This is a genomic window from Asticcacaulis sp. (genome assembly GCA_024707255.1).
GTDB lineage: Bacteria > Pseudomonadota > Alphaproteobacteria > Caulobacterales > Caulobacteraceae > Asticcacaulis.
In genome coordinates this window covers 277,579-297,034 of record JANQAC010000002.1, presented here as the reverse complement: position 1 = coordinate 297,034, position 19,456 = coordinate 277,579, and the positions used below count along the sequence as shown (strand labels likewise).

Annotated in this window: 14 protein-coding genes and 3 pseudogenes; 8 read left to right on the top strand and 9 right to left on the bottom strand. The window is 61.0% G+C overall.

The genetic code is table 11. The features are described from left to right. Positions 1 to 7 precede the first annotated feature (7 nt). Positions 8 to 1,087 (top strand): L-rhamnose/proton symporter RhaT, encoded by a 1,080-nt coding sequence (rhaT, locus tag NVV72_12610; GenBank protein MCR6660129.1) that lies wholly within the window; start codon positions 8 to 10, stop codon positions 1,085 to 1,087. On the opposite strand, the gene NVV72_12605 is transcribed toward rhaT, so the two are convergent. From NVV72_12605 to NVV72_12590, 4 genes are read right to left on the bottom strand one after another with little or no spacing between them, the layout of a single operon-like run. After that, positions 1,084 to 2,625: a glycerol-3-phosphate dehydrogenase/oxidase gene (locus NVV72_12605; protein ID MCR6660128.1), complete on the bottom strand. Its 1,542-nt coding sequence runs from the start codon at positions 2,623 to 2,625 to the stop codon at positions 1,084 to 1,086. The two genes, rhaT and NVV72_12605, sit on opposite strands and share 4 nt — an antisense overlap. Next, positions 2,622 to 3,734: a glycerol kinase gene (locus NVV72_12600; protein MCR6660127.1), complete on the bottom strand. Its 1,113-nt coding sequence runs from the start codon at positions 3,732 to 3,734 to the stop codon at positions 2,622 to 2,624. Before NVV72_12600 ends, NVV72_12605 begins: the two co-directional genes overlap by 4 nt. Next, positions 3,625 to 4,119, bottom strand: a complete 495-nt coding sequence (locus NVV72_12595) for an FGGY family carbohydrate kinase (protein ID MCR6660126.1) — start codon at positions 4,117 to 4,119, stop codon at positions 3,625 to 3,627. Before NVV72_12595 ends, NVV72_12600 begins: the two co-directional genes overlap by 110 nt. Next, positions 4,116 to 5,798: a carboxylesterase family protein gene (locus NVV72_12590; protein ID MCR6660125.1), complete on the bottom strand. Its 1,683-nt coding sequence runs from the start codon at positions 5,796 to 5,798 to the stop codon at positions 4,116 to 4,118. The genes NVV72_12595 and NVV72_12590 overlap by 4 nt, the downstream gene beginning before the upstream one ends. Positions 5,799 to 6,042: 244 nt before the next feature. Here NVV72_12590 and NVV72_12585 point away from each other — a divergent pair, with 244 nt between their 5' ends. Both NVV72_12585 and NVV72_12580 read left to right on the top strand, forming a co-directional pair. Next, positions 6,043 to 7,533: an oligosaccharide flippase family protein gene (locus NVV72_12585; GenBank protein MCR6660124.1), complete on the top strand. Its 1,491-nt coding sequence runs from the start codon at positions 6,043 to 6,045 to the stop codon at positions 7,531 to 7,533. Positions 7,534 to 7,548: 15 nt separating this feature from the next. Continuing rightward, positions 7,549 to 8,532, top strand: coding sequence for a glycosyltransferase family 2 protein (locus NVV72_12580; GenBank protein ID MCR6660123.1), 984 nt, complete (start codon positions 7,549 to 7,551; stop codon positions 8,530 to 8,532). A gap of 12 nt (positions 8,533 to 8,544) precedes the next feature. Here NVV72_12580 and NVV72_12575 read toward each other — a convergent pair whose 3' ends face one another. From NVV72_12575 to NVV72_12565, 3 genes and pseudogenes are all read right to left on the bottom strand, one after another. Beyond that, a complete protein-coding gene (locus NVV72_12575) occupies positions 8,545 to 9,699 on the bottom strand; it encodes an aldehyde dehydrogenase family protein (protein ID MCR6660122.1) in 1,155 nt (384 codons plus the stop codon). Further along, positions 9,626 to 9,808 (bottom strand): annotated as a pseudogene (locus tag NVV72_12570) (aldehyde dehydrogenase family protein). The gene NVV72_12575 and the pseudogene NVV72_12570 overlap by 74 nt, the downstream one beginning before the upstream one ends. Positions 9,809 to 10,230: 422 nt before the next feature. Next, positions 10,231 to 11,577: pseudogene (locus NVV72_12565) on the bottom strand (proline dehydrogenase family protein). Between the two features lie 162 nt (positions 11,578 to 11,739). Here NVV72_12565 and NVV72_12560 point away from each other — a divergent pair. From NVV72_12560 to NVV72_12545, 4 genes and pseudogenes are all read left to right on the top strand, one after another. Next, positions 11,740 to 12,195 (top strand): Lrp/AsnC ligand binding domain-containing protein, encoded by a 456-nt coding sequence (locus NVV72_12560; GenBank protein ID MCR6660121.1) that lies wholly within the window; start codon positions 11,740 to 11,742, stop codon positions 12,193 to 12,195. 118 nt (positions 12,196 to 12,313) lie between these two features. Further along, the gene (istA, locus tag NVV72_12555; GenBank protein MCR6660120.1) at positions 12,314 to 13,834 is read left to right on the top strand and encodes an IS21 family transposase; all 1,521 of its coding nucleotides are present in this window, start codon (positions 12,314 to 12,316) and stop codon (positions 13,832 to 13,834) included. Further along, positions 13,824 to 14,604, top strand: a pseudogene (gene istB, locus NVV72_12550) (IS21-like element helper ATPase IstB). Before istA ends, istB begins: the two are co-directional and overlap by 11 nt. A gap of 162 nt (positions 14,605 to 14,766) precedes the next feature. Continuing rightward, positions 14,767 to 16,176, top strand: coding sequence for a DUF389 domain-containing protein (locus NVV72_12545; protein MCR6660119.1), 1,410 nt, complete (start codon positions 14,767 to 14,769; stop codon positions 16,174 to 16,176). Between the two features lie 186 nt (positions 16,177 to 16,362). Here NVV72_12545 and NVV72_12540 read toward each other — a convergent pair whose 3' ends face one another. Further along, the gene (locus NVV72_12540) at positions 16,363 to 16,821 is read right to left on the bottom strand and encodes a YaiI/YqxD family protein (protein ID MCR6660118.1); all 459 of its coding nucleotides are present in this window, start codon (positions 16,819 to 16,821) and stop codon (positions 16,363 to 16,365) included. A gap of 411 nt (positions 16,822 to 17,232) precedes the next feature. Between NVV72_12540 and NVV72_12535 the strand changes: the two genes are divergently transcribed. Next, positions 17,233 to 18,024: a hypothetical protein gene (locus NVV72_12535; GenBank protein MCR6660117.1), complete on the top strand. Its 792-nt coding sequence runs from the start codon at positions 17,233 to 17,235 to the stop codon at positions 18,022 to 18,024. Here the strand turns inward: NVV72_12535 and NVV72_12530 are convergent. Then, positions 18,014 to 19,315, bottom strand: coding sequence for a DUF2029 domain-containing protein (locus NVV72_12530; GenBank protein ID MCR6660116.1), 1,302 nt, complete (start codon positions 19,313 to 19,315; stop codon positions 18,014 to 18,016). The two genes, NVV72_12535 and NVV72_12530, sit on opposite strands and share 11 nt — an antisense overlap. Positions 19,316 to 19,456: the final 141 nt, after the last annotated feature.

Below are 19,456 nucleotides of genomic sequence, written 5' to 3'. Positions count from 1 at the left end.
AACGCGCATGAACCCCAATCCGCTATTAGGTGTCTTCTTTCACTGGCTGGGCGGCCTGTCCTCCGCCAGCTTCTATGTCCCCTATAAACGTATCAAGCTATGGTCCTGGGAAATCTTCTGGCTGACCGGCGGCATCTTTTCGTGGGTGCTGGCGCCCTGGATCGGCGCCTTTATCGGCAGCAAGGACCTGATCAACGTCCTGGCGAATACGCCCGTGCATACCCTGCTGGTCTGCTATCTGTGCGGCGCCGGCTGGGGCTTTGGCGGCCTGACCTTCGGGCTGACCATGCGTTATCTCGGCCTGTCGCTCGGCATGGCCGTAGCGCTGGGCCTGACCACGGTGATTGGCACGCTTGGCCCGCCTATATTCCAAGGCACGTTCGGCGAAGTGATTGCCAAGCACGGCAGTGAATATACCTTTATCGGCATCGCCGTGGTTGTCGTCGGCATCATCATCGTCGCCCTGGCCGGGGGCGCCAAGGAAAAGCAACTTGCCAACGTGTCCGGTGATGCCAGTGTTCCGGATCGCGGTGAATTCGACCTGAAGAAGGGCATACTGATCGCCGTCTTCTCCGGTGTCATGTCGTCCTTCTTCTCCTTCGGTCTGGCGGCGGGTGATCCCATCCGCGAAGCCACCGCGGCAGCCGGCACGGGCCCGTTGTGGGTCGGCCTGCCAGTGCTTTGCGTGGTCCTGGCCGGCGGCTTCACCACCAATTTCGTGTGGTGCCTCTACCTGATCCTGAAAAACAAATCCGCCGGTGAGTGGGCCGGTAAGCTGGCTCCGGCGCACGCCGGCCGGGGCCGGGCGCCTCTGCTGGCCAATTACGCGCTGGCGGGCTTAGGCGGCACCCTCTGGTACTTCCAGTTTTTCTTCTACACCATGGGCGAAAGCCAGATGGGCAAGTTCGGCTTCTCATCGTGGACCCTGCACATGGCCTCGATCATCCTGTTCTCCACCCTGTGGGGCTTTGCCCTGAAGGAATGGAAGGGCACGGCCAGCCGGACGCAGTTCCTGGTGTGGCTCGGCATCGGCACCCTGATCATCTCGACCGTGATCATCGGTATCGGCAATATGCTGGCAGCTTAAGCCATATATCCCAGAGCCAGGGCGGCGTAGGTCTCGACCTGAGCCGCCTGCCATTTCTGATCACGCCCAAGTTCCTCCGCCAGGATTTCCGCTACGCGCGGCGCCATGGCTAGGCTCTCCGCCGCATCGAGGAAAAGCGCCCGCAGCCGACGGGCCAGCACGTCTTCCACGCTGCGCGCCTGTTCGAAGCGCGCGGCCCAGCGCACTTCGGCCTCCGTATAGGGCAGATGCGGATTCAAGCGAATATCGGCGCCGGGAAGGGCGTGGATTTCCGCCGCATCGTGACCATAGACATGCCAGTGATTGCGGCCGCTATTCTCGGCCCAGCCATGCAGGCGCAAGGCAGAGGTGACGCTTGGCCGGGGCGGCAGGTCGCCAGTTTCGGCCGCCAGATCCACCGCATCCTCCCCCATCTGCCGATAGGTGGTCCATTTGCCGCCGGTCAGGGTGATCAGTCCGCTATCCGAGACGACCAGATCATGTTCGCGCGACAGGGATTTCGTGTCGCCAGCAGCCGCTTTCACCAGCGGGCGCAGACCGGCAAATACGCTGAGGATGTCGCTTCGCCGGGGCGCCGGATCGAGATAGTTGCCCGCTGTTTTGAGGATGAAGTCAATTTCAGTCTCCAGCGCGCGTGGCTCCTCGCTAATCTCCGCCACCGGCGTATCCGTGGTGCCGATCAGCGTCCGGTCGTGCCAGGGCACGGCGAACAGCACGCGGCCATCGGCAGTGCGCGGCACCATCAGCGCCGTATTGCCCGGCAGAAAGCGGCGATCGACCACGATATGCACGCCCTGGCTCGGCGTCAGCAGAGGTGTTGCGTCAGGCGCATCCAGCCGCCGGACCGCATCAACAAACACACCGGTGGCATTGATCACGGTGCGCGCCCTTGCCGTATATGAGGCGCCTGTTTCGCTGTCGGCAAAGCGTACACCTGTCACCCGGCCGCCTGATTTTGCCAGCCCCGTGACCGGCGTGGCATTGAGCGCCACGCCGCCCTGGTCTTCAAGCGTCCGCATCAAGGTGATGGCCAGCCGGGCGTCATCGAACTGGCCGTCGAAATAGAGAATGCCGCCCTTGAGACCGGAGGATTTCAGGGTCGGAATGTGCGCCCGCGCTGCCTTGCGGTCCAAAGAGCGGCTTGGGCGCAGATTCAGCTTCCCCGCCAGCAGGTCATAAAGCTTGAGGCCGATGGCGTAAAAGGGCAGCCGCCAAAGCTGATAGGTCGCCACCAGAAAGCCGAGGTCATGCACGAGATGCGGCGCATTGCGCCGGAGCAGGCCGCGTTCATGCAGCGATTCCCTCACCAGATGGATATGGCCCTGCGCCAGGTAACGCACCCCGCCATGTACCAGCTTGGTCGAACGGCTGCTTGTACCCTTTGCGTAGTCATGCGCTTCCAGCAGCAGGGTTTTGTAACCGCGCGAGGCCGCTTCCACCGCCGTGCCCAGGCCGGAGGCCCCGCCGCCGATGACGATGACGTCCCACAGGGTATCGGCCATCGCCTTCACCAGCAGGGCGGGACGCGGATCACTCAAGCCCTGTCCTCCCAATCCAGGCTCCGGCCGACCGCCTTGCGCCACCGCACCATCCTTGCCTGGCGCTCATCAGTGCCCATAACCGGCTCAAACACCCGATCGACCAGCCATTGCGCGCGCAGCGCATCGGTCGAACGCCAGTAACCCACCGCCAGACCGGCCAGGTAAGCAGCGCCCAGGGCGGTGGTTTCGGTGATCTTCGGTCGCACGACCGGCACGCCCAGTATATCGGCCTGGAACTGCATCAGCAGATTGTTATGGCTGGCCCCACCATCGACACGCAGTTCGGTCAGGCCCACGCCGGAATCCGATATCATGGCCTCCAGCACTTCCGCAGACTGGAAGGCGATGGCCTCCAGGGCCGCGCGGGCGATATGCGCCTTGGTGGAACCGCGAGTCAGGCCGATGATCGTGCCGCGCGCGTAAGGATCCCAGTGCGGCGCACCAAGGCCGACAAACGCCGGCACTAAAGCGACTCCACCGCTGTCCGGCACCGAAGCGGCCAGGCTCTCGATCTCGCCGCTGGAACGGATAATGCCCAGACCGTCACGCAACCACTGCACCAGGGCGCCGGCCACGAAGACCGAGCCTTCCAGGGCGTAGGTGCGTTTGTCATCCAATTTCCAGGCAAGCGTGGTCAGCAGTTTATAGCGGCTTTGCATGGCCTCGGCACCGGTATTCATCAGCATGAAGCAGCCGGTGCCATAGGTATTTTTGGCCATGCCGCGCTCCAGGCAGACCTGCCCGAAGGTCGCCGCCTGCTGATCGCCCGCCATGCCGGCAATGGGGATGCGCGCGCCGAAAAGCCCCGGCGCCGTCTCGCCATAGACCTCGCTATTGCCCCGCACCTGCGGCAGCAAGGCACGTGGGATATCGAGCACGGCCAGCAGATCGTCGTCCCAGTCACCGGTATGGATATTGAACAAAAGGGTGCGGCTGGCATTGCTGGCGTCGGTGATATGCAGGGCGCCGCCAGTCAGGTTCCACACCAGCCAACTATCAATGGTGCCGAAGGCCAGTTCGCCGCGTTCTGCCCTTCCCTGCGCCTCCGGTACATGATCGAGCAGCCATTTGATCTTGGTGCCGCTGAAATAGGCATCGAGGCGCAGGCCGGTCCTCGGCCTCAAACAGGGGCTCATGCCCCTCCCTGATCAGGTCATCGCAGATGGCCGCCGTGCGCCGGTCCTGCCAGACGATAGCATTGTGGATGGGCTGGCCGGTGGCACGGTCCCAGATAACGGTCGTTTCGCGCTGGTTGGTAATGCCGATGGCGGCGATATCGGAAGCACGCAGGCCGGCAGCCGTCAGCGCCTCCTGCGCCACCCCCATCTGGGTGCTCCATATCTCGCGCGCATCGTGCTCGACCCAGCCGCCTTGCGGGAATATCTGACGAAATTCCTTTTGGGCGATTTTCAGGATATGGCCGCCGCCATCGACGATGATGGCCCGGCTGGAGGTCGTGCCCTGATCGAGGGCCAGGACATACCGGCTCAATCCGCGACCTCTTCCTGCCAGACCTGACGCGCCGCGCCTTCGGGATCGTTTTCAACGCGGCAGGCGGTATTGATCAGCATGACCGGCCGGTCTGTTGTGGTATAGCGCGGCCAGTCCGGTTGGCCCGGCGCCTGTGGCTTGCCAGTGCGGGCGAAGCTGGCCCAAAAGGCGCTCATGTTTCTGGAAGCTTCCGCCAGACCGGGCGCATTGCCCTCCGCGCCCGGCTGGTCGGTATTGAGGAAAAGGGAGGCAATCTCGGTGGCGTGGCCGGCCTTAAGCGTAACGGTCGTGCCCGCGATCGGAAAATTCGACGCGTAGTCATAGCGGTACTGATAGACCGGCGCGGCCTGCGCGGACTTGCGATCCGCTGTCGTGGCGGAATCCGCGCCGAACCAGCGCGCCGAGGCGATGGCGATATAGAGATCGGTCGGCGTCGCCTGCGGATAGGTGGCGCGATAGACGGTCAGCAGCTTGTCGGCATCATCGCCGAATTCCGTGGCCAGGCGCGCCTTCAGCCCGGCCTCATCGAGCGTGAAAGTATCGGGTCGGCCCATATTGAAGAAGGTCGCCTCGTCGCGGTTATGCCCGACGATCAGCGGCACATCAGCCATCAGGGGCGAGGCCACCGGATCGAACGGATCGGCCGGCAGGACCGTGCCGTCGACCACGGGACCGTAGCCGCCCGGCACCCAATAGCCCGCCTTGTGCAGCCGGCCATCACGCGGCGCAGGCGCCGAACCATCGGACGGCAGGGTCATTGGTCCCCGCCCTTCTTCCGCCGCCAGTTGAACGGCCAAAATCTGTTCCGCCGGGATATCGGCCAGTTTATGCAGGTCGGCAGGCGCGATATTCAGCCCCTTGAGCACCCTGAGCGCGGTTTCGGTCGCCATCGCCTTCGGCATTCGGGTCAGGGCCGCGCCGCTCTGGATGCTGGCCTTGTGGAACAGTCCCTTCGCCGCCGGCATGGCCAGCAGGGTGCCGACCTTGAAACCACCGCCGGATTCACCGAAGATCAGCACATTGTCCGGATCGCCACCGAAGGCCGCGATATTGGCCTTCACCCAGCGCAGGCCGGCCACGATATCGAGCATCCCCTGATTGCCGGAGGTGGCCCAGTCCGACCCGCCGATCTCGCCGAGATAGAGATAGGCCAGAAGCCCCAGCCGGTGATTGGTGGCGACCACCACCACATCATAGGTGGCTGCCAGGCGCGCGCCATCCTGTGCCGTCGAACCCGCCGAGCCTGTGGCGAACCCGCCGCCGTGGCAATAGAACATGACAGGGCGTTTTTTGCCGTCATTCAGCGCCGGGGTCCAGACATTGAGCACCAGGCAATCCTCGGCATAGGCCGGCTCCTGCTCGCCATAGGTCGATTTCGCTTTCTGCAATGACGGTGCGCCCAGATGCGTCGCGTCACGCACGCCCGACCACGGCACGACCGGCGGCGCTTCACGGAATCGCGCCGCACCTGTCACCGATCCCGCATAGGGAACCCCCTTGAAGGCCAGGGCGCCCCGGCTGTGCCCGCCGCGCAGACGGCCATCAGCAATCTCGACCACGACCTCCGGCCCGATGGTTACCGTGGAGCGGGAAACCGTCTCCGCCTTTACCGCCGGCACCAGACCGAATGCCCCTGCCGCCGCCATGCCGCTGCCCAATATCCGACGCCGGTTCCACATGTGTACCTCCTCTATGTCATTTTCCGGACTCATACCATGATGCCGGTAAGATGTCTGTTTCCTGATGCGCCCGGATCAGGCCATCGGCGTTTTAATTCAGATAATTGAGGTAATTTTTTCTCTTATTTCAAATTTAACGGTTAGATGAGAAACGAGGACATTTGCGTCCATGACCTTCCGTGGCACTGGTCTTGCATTATCGGGCGGCATTTGGGTTGGATTTTCAGGTGAAACGCGTAGATTAATGACCAAGGCCCATCATCGTCCCTTATCGGAACGCACCGCTCACGCCGGCATATGGACCGTTGGCGGTAAGCTGTTCGCCAAATCGCTTGACTTCATTTCCCTGCTTGTCCTGGCCCGTTTCCTCGGCCCCGGTGAATTCGGCGTGGTGGCCATGGCGATGACCGCGGTGCAAATTGTGGAGGCCCTGTGTGAAATGCCGCTTGGCGCCGTCCTCATGAGCATCGAGAAACCGAGTGAAAGCATGTATGATACGGCATTCACCATGGCCGTCATCCGTTCCGTCGTGACCATCAGCGTACTGGCCGCCCTGTCTGTGCCGCTCTCGATCTTTTACCATGAGCCCCGTTTGATCGCGCTGCAATGCGCCCTGGCCTTCGCACCAGCCATGCGTGGCCTGGTCAGCCAGCGCCTGGTTGAATTCACGCGGATGCTTGATTTCCGACGCGACGTCGCCCTGGAAGTCTTCGGCAAGATCGGCGCCCTCATCATAGCCACAACACTCGCCGTCACCACGGGCAGTTACTGGGCCATCGCCATCGGCACGATTTCAACAACCGCCGTCATGATGGCCGTTTCCTACCTGTTCGCGCCGCAACGTCTGCGGTTCACGCTGGTCCACTGGCGCATGTTCGCCGACATGGTCGGCTGGAACGCCGCCGGCCAAGTGGTTTCCGCCATCAACTGGCAAACCGACAAGGTCGTATTGCCGCGCTTTGTTGACACCATGACCTTCGGACGATTTACCTCCGCCGACAATCTGATCGCCGTTCCGGTGCAGGCGATTATTGTACCCATCTCCCGCCCCCTGTTTGCCGCCTTTATGTCGGTACGGGACACAGGTGGCATAGAGCGCATATATCTCAAGGCGTCGATCGGCATATTTTCATTGGTCGGTCCGATTCTAATGATGATCGCGTTCCTGTCGCATCCGATCATCCACCTGATTCTCGGCCCCCGGTGGGAAGAGACCGCCATCATACTGACCTGGCTGGCTTTCGCCGCCATCGCCCTGCTGCCCACCGTGGTCCTGCCATCTCTGGCCATGGCCATAAACAAAACCCGGATGGCTTTTATACGTAATCTGGCTGAATTTTCGGTCAAGGTTCCCCTGATTCTGATTGGGGCCTGGATGTTCCATCTTCAGGGCGTCCTGGTGGGTCACGCCATCTCGTCGGTGCTGGTGTTCTTTTCGTGTCTGGTCATCGTCAAAATTCTGATCGGCCTGCCGGTCAGGACGCAACTGATCAGCCTCTTGCGGCCGGCTGTCGCCATGGCGCCCGCCGGTCTTTTCCTCTATGTCATGGCAAAAGAGGTATTCGTCCCCGGCGACCCGCTTTTGTACACGGCTCTCAGCCTCGCCTGGGTCTGTGCGTCCGCGGAAATCATTTTCGTCACCACGAACCTGCTGCTCTGGAAGTTGGCCGGGTGCCCGGAAGGCTGCGAAAGCCTCGCCATCAGAATTGTCAAGAAAACGCTGCGGATACGATAGAGCAAGGATCGGTAAGTGAAGTTCAGCATCATAATTGCGAATTACAATTACGAACGCTATGTCGGCAAAGCCATAGACAGCGCGCTTGCCGTGCGCTGGCCCGATGTCGAAGTCATCGTGGTCGATGACGGCTCCAAGGACCAGTCCAGGCAGGTTATCGCTGCCTATGGCAATCGCGTTCTCCCCGTCTTTCAGGAAAATGCCGGCCAGCTCACCGCCTGCAATGTCGGCTTCGCCAAAGCCACCGGTGACTGGATTATCTTCCTCGATGCCGACGACCTGATCGATCCTTCGATTGCCGAGGAGGTGGCAAGCGTCTGCACGCCACGCACCAGCAAGGTGCAGTTCCAGATGGAGCGCATTGACGGTGACGGACAGCCGACCGGTTCGCGCTTCCCCATTTACGAACCCGTGCCGACACCGGAAAAAATAAGCGACTGGGCCGTCCGTCTGTCGACCTATCCGACGCCGCCCGGTTCGGGAAATGTGTATGCCCGCGCTTATCTTGACCGGATTTTCCCGCTCGATGATGCCTGCGGTAATTTTTCCGATTCAGCCCTGGTGACGGCAGCGCCCTTTTTCGGCGATGTCGTGACGGTTGACAAGCCCCTGGTGAAATACCGCGTCCACGGCGGCAATGACAGCAACCTGTTCGCCAAAGAGGGCCTGTTTGCGCGCGAAGTGGCCCGCGGGCACGCGAAATTCCTCTACGCGCAACGCATTGCCAAGACAACCGGCATCGAGATACCCGACGCCAACTTCCGCCAAAGCCTGCATGTCCTGCAGCATCGGATCCCTTCGGTGACGCTCAGCCCGCAATTGCATCCCCTGCCCTGGGACAGCAAATACCAGCTTCTGAAGGACACGATCCGGTCGACCATCAGCTTTGATGCCATGGCGCCCAAACGCCGGCTGGTTCTGCTCGTCTGGAGCCTGCTGACCCTTATGGCGCCCAAACCGATTGCCAGAAAGCTGATTCAGAAGCGTTTCAGCCATTAGAGGGCTTTAGGCTCAGATGTCCGTCTCGGCCAGTGACAGCAGAGTCGCATTGCCGCCGGCCGAAGTCGTATCGGTAGAGATCGTCCGCTCACTGACAAAGCGCATCAGGAAGTGCGGGCCGCCCGCCTTGGGGCCGGTGCCGGAAAGGCCCTCGCCGCCAAACGGCTGGGAGCCGACCACCGCGCCGATCATCGAGCGGTTGACATAGAGATTGCCAACCCGCGCCAGGTCGCTGACCGCATCGGCCGTGGCCTTGATGCGGGAATGCAGGCCCATGGTCAGGCCGTAGCCCTGGGCATTGATGCGAGCGACCACATTCTCCAGTTCGCCGGCCTTCCAGGTGACGATATGCAGCACCGGCCCGAACCATTCGCTGGTCAGGTCTTCGATTTTTTCCAGACGGATGAGGGTCGGCGGCAGGAATGTGCCGGAAAGGGCGGGATTTTCCAGGGCGTGAATCCAGTTGGCCTTCATCGACTGGCGGTAGGCTTCCAGCCTGTCGCGGGCGCTAGCGTCGATCACCGGCCCCACATCAGTGCGGATATTGGCCGGATCGCCGAGCACCAGCGTATCCATCGCGCCGGTCAGGAGACGGATCAGGCCGTCGGCGATATCCTCCTGAACCACCAGAAGACGCAGGGCCGAACAGCGCTGGCCGGCGCTGCGGAAAGCCGAGGTGACCACATCAGCCACCACCTGCTCCGGCAGGGCCGAGGAATCGACGATCATGGCGTTCAGACCGCCAGTTTCGGCGATCAGCGGCACGATCGGGCGGTTGTCATCCTTAAGCAGGTTGCGGGCGATGGTCCGCGCCGTCGGCATCGAGCCGGTGAAGGCCACGCCATTGATACCGGTGTGGGAGATGATCGCGTCGCCGACCTCGATACCGCCCGGCAGGAAGTGCAGGACATCGGCCGGGATGCCGGCCTTGTGCGCCAGTTGAATGGCCAGATGCGCGATCAGCGGCGTCTGCGGCGCGGGCTTGGCGACCACGGCATTGCCGGTGACGAGCGCGGCGGTGATCTGACCCAGGGAAGATGGCCAGCGGGAAGTTCCACGGTGAAATACAGGCGAAGACGCCGCGCCCCACGAGGCGCAGTTCGTTGCGCTCGCCCGTCGGCCCCGGCAGGATTTCCGGCGCCAGCGAGGTGCGCGCCTGGTTGGCATAGTAGCGGCAGAAATCGACCGCCTCGCGCACTTCGGCCACCGCATCGCCCACGGTTTTGCCTGCTTCCTGAACGGCCAGGCGCAGGAGTTCCGGGCGGTGTGCTTCCAGCAGGTCAGCCAGGCGCTCCAGGCAGGCGGCGCGGTCTTCGACCGGGCGCGCGTCCCGGTCGGCGCGGCGGCCGTGGCGGCGGCGATGGCGCGGCGCACATCATAAGCCACGGCCTCGATGACGCTGCCGACGGGCGCGCCGGTGGCCGGATTGATCACTGGCTTCGCTTCGCCGGTGACCGGCTGGCCGGAGACGAGCGCCGTGGCGGCGACCACCTGCGACTTGCCAACCGCTTCCAGGACGGTTTGCAGCGTGGCTTCGTCATTCAGATCGATGCCGGAAGAGTTTACACGACCGGGGAAGAGTTCGGTCGGCTTGCGGATGCCGGGATGCGGACGGCCATTTACGGTGGCGATACGATTTGCGGGGTCGGCCAAGAGCATGTCCTCGGTAATGGTCGCGTCGGCGAGTTGATGAACGAAAGAACTGTTGGCGCCGTTTTCCAGCAGGCGGCGCACGAGATAGGCGAGCAGTTCGCGGTGGCCGCCGACCGGCGCATAGGTGCGGCAGGCAAAGCCTTCCTCGCGCACCAGGCGCTCATGCAACCCCTCGCCCATGCCATGCAGGCGCTGAAACTCGAAATCACGGCGCTTACCCGCCCATTCGATCAGGGTGGCGACGGTCAGGGCGTTATGGCCGGCAAAGGCCGGATAGATATGGCCGGCATCGAGCATATCACGGGCGCAGGCGAGATAGGAGACGTCGGTCGCCGCCTTGCGGGTGAAGAGCGGATAATCGGTCAGGCCATCGACTTGGGCCTTCTTGATCTCGGAATCCCAGTAGGCGCCCTTGACCAGACGGACAAACAGCTTCCGGCCCGTGGCGGCGCCCAGCGCCTCGGCCCAGCCGACCAGTGGGCGGCAGCGCTTGCCATAGGCCTGGATGGCCATGCCGAAACCGTCCCAGTCGGACAACTGCGGATCACGCGCCACGCCCTCGATGATATCGAGCGACATCATAAGGCGCTCAGTTTCCTCGGCATCGACCGTCAGGCCGATCCCCAGACCCGCCGCCTTGCGCGACAGACCAATCATCATTTCGGTCAGTTCGGGCACGCAGGCTTTTGCATTGGCGACTTCATAACGCGGGTGCAGGGCCGACAGCTTGACCGAGATATTGTGGCCCAACACCTTCTTCGAGGCGCCCACGGCCGCGATAGCGTTCTCATAGGACTCGAAATACTTGTGGGCGTCGTCCCAGGTACGGGCGGATCTGCCCAGCATGTCGAAACTAGCAGTAAAGCCTTTATTCTCCGGTTTCGCGGCCCGATCCAGCGCCTCTTCGATGTCGCGCCCCATGACGAAGACCGAGCCCATCAGGCGCATGGCGGCGGCGACACCAGCACGGATGAACGGCTCACCGGCGCGCGCCAGCAGGCCCTTCAGCACGCCGCCCTCGTCCGCCACCAGGGCACGGGTCAGGACCAGGCCAAAGGTGGCCGAATTGACCAGTTTTGAGCCGGATTGGCCCGAATGCGCCTTCCAGTCGGCATCGCCCAGCTTGTCCTTGATCAGCAGGTCGGCCGTAGTGGTGTCAGGTACGCGCAGATAGGCTTCGGCCAGAGACAGCAAAGCCACGCCCTCCTGCGTATTGAGGCGATATTCCTGCAGGAAGCGGTTGATCCAGCCGGTCGATTGCGCGGCGCGCAGGTCATTCAGGATCAGGCGAGCCTGATCGACAACACGGCCGCGGGTGGCGGCATCGAGCGTGGCCGCTGGCAACAGACTCTTGAGCACGTCGGATTCCGGTGCCCGTAGCAGGGCCACCATTTGCGAGCGGGTCAGGTCAAGCGCGTCAAGCATGTGGGCGGCACCCTTTATGGCTGATTATATCTATGGTATATGGCCAAATTTGCCGAATGTGCTTGGAATTTTGACAAGCATATCCGAATATTATTTCCTTAAAGCGGCATATGGCCGAAGGAATTTACAATGCTCGATGAAATGGACCGGCGCCTCCTGCGCGCCCTTCAGGCCGATGGCCGCATCACTAACCAGGCCATGGCCGACCTGTGCCATATATCGCCGGCGGCCTGTTTCGAGCGCGTCAAACGGCTGCGCAAGGACGGCTATATCCTCGGCACCATGGCGGTGCTCGATCCGGAAAAGCTCGATTGCGCCCTGATGATCTTCGTCGAGATCCTGCTTGATCGCACCACCGGCGGCCTGTTCGAGGAATTTGCCCGCGCGGTAAAACGCCGGCCGGAAATCATGGAATGCCATATGGTGGGCGGCGGCTTCGACTATTTGATCAAGGTGCGCGTCAAGGACATGGCCGCCTACCGGCATTTTCTCGGCACCACTTTGGTGGATATGCCGGGCGTGCGCGAAACCCGCACCTATGCCGTGCTGGAAGAGGTCAAGAACACCCAGGCCCTGCCTGTGTGACGACTGACTGTTGATTTCCACTTAGAACTGACCCACTTGGCCTCGTAATTTTCACTGAGAATTGACCCATGTGAAACTCCCCTCGTTGTCAGACAGCGAGGGCCTTGGAGTGATAGACATGGCACTATTGAGCGTCATCAGACGCTGGGCTTTCCGTGATCGGATATCGATCCGGGAGATATCGCGGCGGACAGGATTGTCCCGCAACACTATCCGCAGATACCTACGATCTGACGCTGTTGAGCCGAAGTATCGGGTGCCGGACCGGCCCAGTAAGCTGGACCCGTACGCTGAGAAACTGGCGCATTGGCTGAAGATTGAAACTGGCAAGTCTCGCAAGCAAAAGCGCACCATCAAACAGCTCCACGGCGATCTGATTGCCTTGGGTTACGAGGGATCCTATGGTCGTGTGGCGGCTTTTGCGCGGGATTGGAAAGCCAGTCGTTTGCGTGACCAGCAAACAACTGGCCGCGGGACCTTCGTACCCTCGGCCTTCGAGGCCGGCGAAGCCTTCCAGTTCGACTGGAGCGAGGACTGGGCCGTTCTGGGTGGCGAGCGCACCAAGCTTCAGGTAGCCCACTTCAAGCTGGCATACAGCCGGGCCTTCTTCCTCAGGGCCTATCCGCTTCAGACGCATGAGATGCTGTTCGATGCTCATGTCGAAGCCTTCCGCGTGCTGGGCGGGGTGCCGCGGCGGGGTATTTATGACAATATGAGAACGGCGGTCGATAAGATCGGAGTCGGCAAGGCGCGGCAGGTGAACCTGCGCTTCCAGGCGATGGCCAGTCATTATCTGTTCGATGCCGAGTTCTGCAATCCGGCGTCAGGCTGGGAGAAGGGACAGGTCGAGAAGAACGTCCAGGATGCCCGTCACCGGCTATGGATACCGATACCCAGCTTCCCGAACCTGGCGGCTCTGAATGTCTGGCTGGAAGAGCGGTGTATCGCTTACTGGCGGGAAATCCCGCATGGTGAACTGCCGGGGACGATTGCGGATGTCTGGGCGGAAGAGCAGGACTACTTAATGGCGCCCACGCGGCCGTTCGACGGCTTCGTCGAACATACCAAACGGGTGACCCCGACGTGCCTGATCCATTTGGAGCGCAATCGCTACAGCGTGCCGGCCTCGTTCGCCAACCGCCCGGTCAGCGTGCGCGTCTATCCAGATCGCATCGTCGTGGCGGCGGAAGGTCAGATCCTGTGCGAGCATCAACGGATTATAGATCGCAGCCATCATACGCCTGGTCGCACCGTCTACGATTGGCGTCACTATCTGGCGGTGATCCAGCGCAAGCCAGGCGCCCTGCGTAACGGCGCGCCATTCACTGATCTGCCGGAATCCTTCCGGCGGCTTCAGGGGCACCTCCTCAAACGCCCTGGTGGCGATCGGGAAATGGTCGAAATCCTGGCCCTTGTTCTTCAACATGACGAACAGGTCGTCTTGCAAGCCGTTGAGCTGGCACTGGCTGGTGGCGTGCCAACCAAGACACACATCCTGAACCTGCTGCATCGCCTGATCGACGGGACAACGCCGCCCGATACAATCGATGCGCCACAGGCGCTGCGGCTGAGGCAGGAACCCCTGGCTAATGTTGAGCGCTATGATGCCTTGCGCACGGAGGGCCGTCATGCGTCATGATCCCGCCAGTGCGGCCATTATCATCATGCTACGAGCTCTGAAAATGTACGGCATGGCCCAGGCCGCAGGCGAACTGACCGAGCAGGGCTCGCCTGCGTTTGAAAGCGCGATGCCAATCCTGTCCCAGCTTCTGAAGGCCGAAACGGCTGAGCGGGAGGTCAGGTCTATTGCCTATCAGATCAAATCGGCCCGCTTCCCGGCCTACAAAGACCTGTCGGGCTATGACTTTGCTTCCGGTGAGGTCAATGAAGCGCTTGTGCGGCAGTTACATCGATGTGAGTTTATCGACGGTGCGCACAACGTTGTCCTGATCGGGGGACCTGGCACTGGCAAAACCCATGTCGCCACAGCGCTGGGCGTGCAGGCTGTCGAGCATCATCGAAAGAAGGTGCGTTTCTTCTCGACCATCGAACTGGTCAACCTGCTTGAACAGGAAAAGGCCCAGGGCAAGGTCGGCCAAATGGCGGACCGGTTACTCAAGCTCGATATGGTCATCCTCGATGAGCTGGGCTACCTGCCGTTCAGCGCGTCCGGCGGCGCCTTGTTGTTCCACATGCTAAGCCGGCTCTACGAACAGACCAGCGTCGTCATAACCACCAATCTCAGCTTCAGCGAATGGGCGGGTGTGTTCGGCGATGCCAAGATGACCACCGCGCTGCTCGACCGGCTCACGCATCACTGCCATAATCCTTGAAACCGGAAACGACAGCTTCCGCTTCAAGGCAAGCACCGCAACAGTGAAATCGAGAAGGGAGAAAACTGTGACTTGACCCCAACATGACCCATAGGATTATACCTTTTAGGCGGGTCAGTTCTAGGTGAAAATACTGGGTCAGTTCTCGGTGAAAATTAACAGACTGACCGGACACGGATATGTCAGTTTGCGCATCCAGCCGGCCCCGTTATGAATTGATCATCGCAAAGGTCACATAATGCCCAAAACGCCGTCCTCATCATCAAATCCGGCCGCCCGTTCCTGGCATGGCTTTCTCAATCGTTTCAGCCTGCTGGATGATAAGGCCGACGACGCGATGATCGACGAAAGCCTGCGCGCCGGCGTGGAACTACGCGGGGCCACCCCGTGGATCCTGATGTTCGCCATTTTCGTCGCGTCGATCGGTCTGAACGTCAATTCGACCGCCGTGATCATCGGTGCCATGCTGATCTCGCCGCTGATGGGGCCGATCATGGGCATTGGCTACGGCATCGGCATCTATGATTTTGCGCTGATCCGAAAATCCGTTGGCAACCTGCTCATCGCCACCCTGATCAGCCTCCTGACCTCCACCATCTATTTCGCCCTGAGCCCGCTGACCGAGGCGCATTCCGAACTTCTGGCCCGCACCTCCCCCACCATCTGGGACGTGCTGATCGCGCTTTTCGGCGGCTTTGCCGGCATTATCGGCGTGACCCGGAAAGAAAAAACCAATGTCATTCCCGGCGTCGCCATCGCCACGGCGCTGATGCCGCCCCTGTGTACCGCCGGCTATGGCCTGGCCAATGGCAACTGGGCCTATTTCCTGGGCGCCTTCTATCTGTTTTCAATCAACTGCGTCTATATCGCCGCGGCCGCCGTTCTGGTAATCGGCCTGCTCAATCCGCCCCACAAGCAGTTCGTCGATCCGGTTATGGAAACGCGCGTCAAGCGTGTCCTGTTCCTCGTGGTTCTCCTGACCGGCCTGCCCAGCCTGTACCTGGCCTACCGGCTGGTCGGCAATGAGGTCTTCCATAACAAGGCCAGCCAGTTCGTGCGCCAGGAGTTCAATTTCCCGAAATCGCACGTCGTCGAGATCGGCATCACGCCCAAAAACAAACACGTCGAGGTCACCCTGATCGGTGACCGTCTGTCGGCCAGGACGATCGACACCATCCGCACGCACCTGCCGGCCACCGGCCTGAAAGGCGCAATCTTGACCGTTCATCAGGCCGGAGACGACAATATCGACATAAACACCCTGCGTGACGGCATAGTGAAGGAGCTTTCCGGTAACGAACTGGCGTTAGCGTCACGCGACCAGCAGATTGCCGATTTGCGCCGCCAGGTGGCATGGAGCGCACAATCGGCGCAACTGACCGCCGAACTGAAGGCGCAATATCCCGATTTGACGGATATTCTGATCGGGGAAGGCGTGGGCGCAGCGCCTGCGGAAGAGGCTGATGGAGACAGCGCTGGCTCTGCGATCACTGCCTCAATTGAGCCGGAGGCGGCCCCAGAGACCGCCCCTGTACCGATTCTGGTTGCCCATTCCGGCAAGCGCCTGTCGCGGCAGGATATGGCGCGCATTGAAGACTGGTTCCGGGTCCGCACGCAATCCAAAGCCGCCCGCATCGCCATACATTGAGCAAAAAAAAGCCGCGCTCTACGGCGCGGCCAGTTTACAGGGAGGAAACGCCCAGGAAGGGCATCAGCGCCAGGAAGGCACCGAACAATTGTATAATATGGTGCGATGCGAAAAATTTCAAGGCCGATTGTTACAGATTCAATCACATTGGATTTGCGATCCGCAACAATCGCAGAGATTGTGTGATTATCGCGGCCGCCTGATCTCACGGCCAACCACTTGATCGAGGGTCTGGAGAAACTGCGAGCGATCGGCGGCGGAAAACGGCGGCGGCCCGCCGATAATGTCGCCGGTCGATCGGATGTGCTCCATCAGGGCGCGGCTGGCCAGGGCGCCGCCTATTGAATCCGGTGTGAACGCCCGGCCATTGGGTGCGACCGCATGACCACCTTTCGCCAGAACGCGCGACGCCAGCGGAATATCGTTGGTGATGACCACATCACCGGCCACGACCTGAGCCACAATCCAGTCATCAGCCACATCCGGCCCGGCGTCGACAATCATCCGCCCGATCAGCGGCGACCGGGGTACCTGGATGAAACTGTTCGACACCACTAAGGTCTTCAGGCCGTAACGGGCAGCCACCTTGTAGGTCTCATCCTTTACGGGGCAGGCGTCGGCATCGATGTAGAGCGTGATCGTCATGGCGCGTCGTACCAGATCGCTCGTATGGTTGCAAAGCGGCAAGATATTCTTTCCCATTTGGCAACCTGCAAAGGTCACCCTAAGGCTCCGCAAACTCTCGCAATCAGGATATTTTCCAAGTTCATCTTCTGCCTAAAGACGAAACGAAAGAGAATTCGGCTCCTTTTCTGCTATTCGTATTTATTGATTACCCCTGTCATCTGGAAGCGAGAGGGACAATGATAATAGAATACTGGCGTTTCGTGTAAGAGGCATTAGGTGAACATTCCCCCTTTTCTATTATTCACTTTGCTGACCCTTACAGCCTGTAGCGGCGGAAATGGGGGCACATCCCCCAGTCCAGCCAGTCCCGGCCCTCCGTCAGTCCCCACGCCTACTGAAGCCACCGCTGCCACTCTGGGGCCCTATGCGGTGGCCACCTATACCAGCGGTATTGCCAGCAGCAGCCAGTACAGGATTCCGAAAATCTGGTATCCTGCTAACGGGACAGCGCCTTATGCTTCGGTGGTGTTCATTGCCGGTTACGGCACCACCTATCGGGAGATGCCAACTCGGGCGCGCATCAACGGCCGGTCCTTTGTTGAAACCGACCTCACCCAATGGGCCGATTTTCTGGCCTCGCACGGCTTCGTGGTCATGTTCATCGATCCGAAGGATCTCAATACGCCTCCGGACATGCGCGCCTTCGCGCTGGACCGGGCTGTCGACGCCCTGGTAGCCGAAAATACACGCAGCGCCAGCCCGCTGTTCGGCCGCCTCCAGGTCGATAATATCGCGGTCATGGGCCATTCCTATGGTGGCGCCGGCGCCATACTGGCAACGGCTCTGGGCAATTCCCACATCGCGGCCGCCGTGGGCTTAAGCCCGGTATCGTCAAGCGATAACCCTTATGGCGCCACCAAGGTGCCTACAATAGTGATATCCGCGGTGGCCGATCCGTACCTGTCCAACTTCCCGCAGCAGTATGGCACCATTCCATCCACCACCACCAAGCTGCTGGCGAACTTCAAGCAGAATACGGCGGAATGGGAAAGTATGCACGCCATCGCCCTGACACCGCTGGGCACCCACTCGACCGATCCGGAAGTGGCCCGCCTGACGCTCTCGTTCCTGGAAGTCTATCTGCATGGTGATGCGCGTTACAAGCCCTTCCTGGTAAACGACGCCGCCAACATGGCCAATTTCGACTACGTCAATCCGTAAGGGCTTTTCCTGAAAGGCCAGCAAAGGGCCTGCGTCCGTCCGACAGCGGCAGAAGACCGCCGGTGCGGGAAAGTCCCCAGGCGATCAGTCCGAACCATACCAGCCCGCCAAACAGCAGGTGCGACAGGAAGACCGATTGATACACCGTCGACAGGAAGGGATTCGAGAACGACCAGGGCAGGTCGATAATGGGTGTGACCAGCACAATCGCCGTCCAGCCGGCCCAGCGGGCCGGTGTTTCCGATAAGGCAGACGGACGTCCGGCCAGGAAGAAGGCCGTCGGCATAAGCAGCCAGAGATAATAATGGGACCATGTCAGCGGACTGGACACCAGGCACAGGCAGATGACGAGCAGATACTGCATGTCCCGGCGTTCGCCAGCAGTGACAGGGTCGGGAACAACGCCCGGCCGCCGCAGACAGGCCGCTGCCGCCAGCAAAATGGTCAGGACCGTAAATATCTGCGCCACGAGCTTTTGCCCGGACGTCGGCACCTGCGAGTTCAGCCAGTCGCTCAGACGGGCATCGTGGTGGAGACGCAGAATGAATGCCGGCACCGACTGCACATTGAAAGCGGCCAGCCAGCTATGGCTGTACTGCAAAATCGCGGTCTGGAACCAGTACAGGTTATAGGGCAGACCGAAGACGGCTAGTGAAAGCAAGACCGTTACAATGCCAACCGATGCGAAGCCGAGCAGACCGCGCCAGTCGCGCCTGAAGAGGAAGAAGAAGCCAAACAAAGCCAGGGGCGGCTTTACAACCGCCGCCATACCAAGCAGGACACCCGCCGATATTGGCTTTCCACTGCGCAGCCATACAAGTCCGCCCGCCAGCGCCGCCAGAATGAAGTAGCTCAGATTGCCCAGCTTGACGGCATGAATGAGCGGCCCATTGACCAGGAAGAGCCAGGCCAGCAGCCAGCGCTCCCTGAGTTCCAGTCGGGTCAGGCGAACCAGCAGGAACCAGGCCAGAACGGTCAGGCCAATGCCTGCGACCGTCAGCAGCGCGGTGGCGATGGATGGCGACAAAAGCGCGAATGGCGCCAGCAGATAGGCGAACACAGGGATATTGACGAAGCCCGATGTCCCCTTACCGATAAGGTCATGAAGCGTGGCCCGGTCATTGTGCAGCACGGCCTGGCCGGCCAGATAATATGCGTGGGTGAAATCCCAGGCTTCCGGCGGACAGCTCAGCTTCAGATTCAGAAACAGGAAAGCCGCCAAAGCGCCGCCGCCGAGCAGAAAGGCCCAGACAGGCATATCACGACCGGGCCGCAGACCTTTCGGCAACATGCCCTTTTTTGCCAACCAGAAAATAGCAAGTCCCCCCATCAAGGTGGCGAGCATATCAAAGAGATAGGCAAGATAATGCACGGGCGAACAGACCTTTCGGAGACTTATTGATAAGGAACGCTATCGAATCGTGACTGGCTG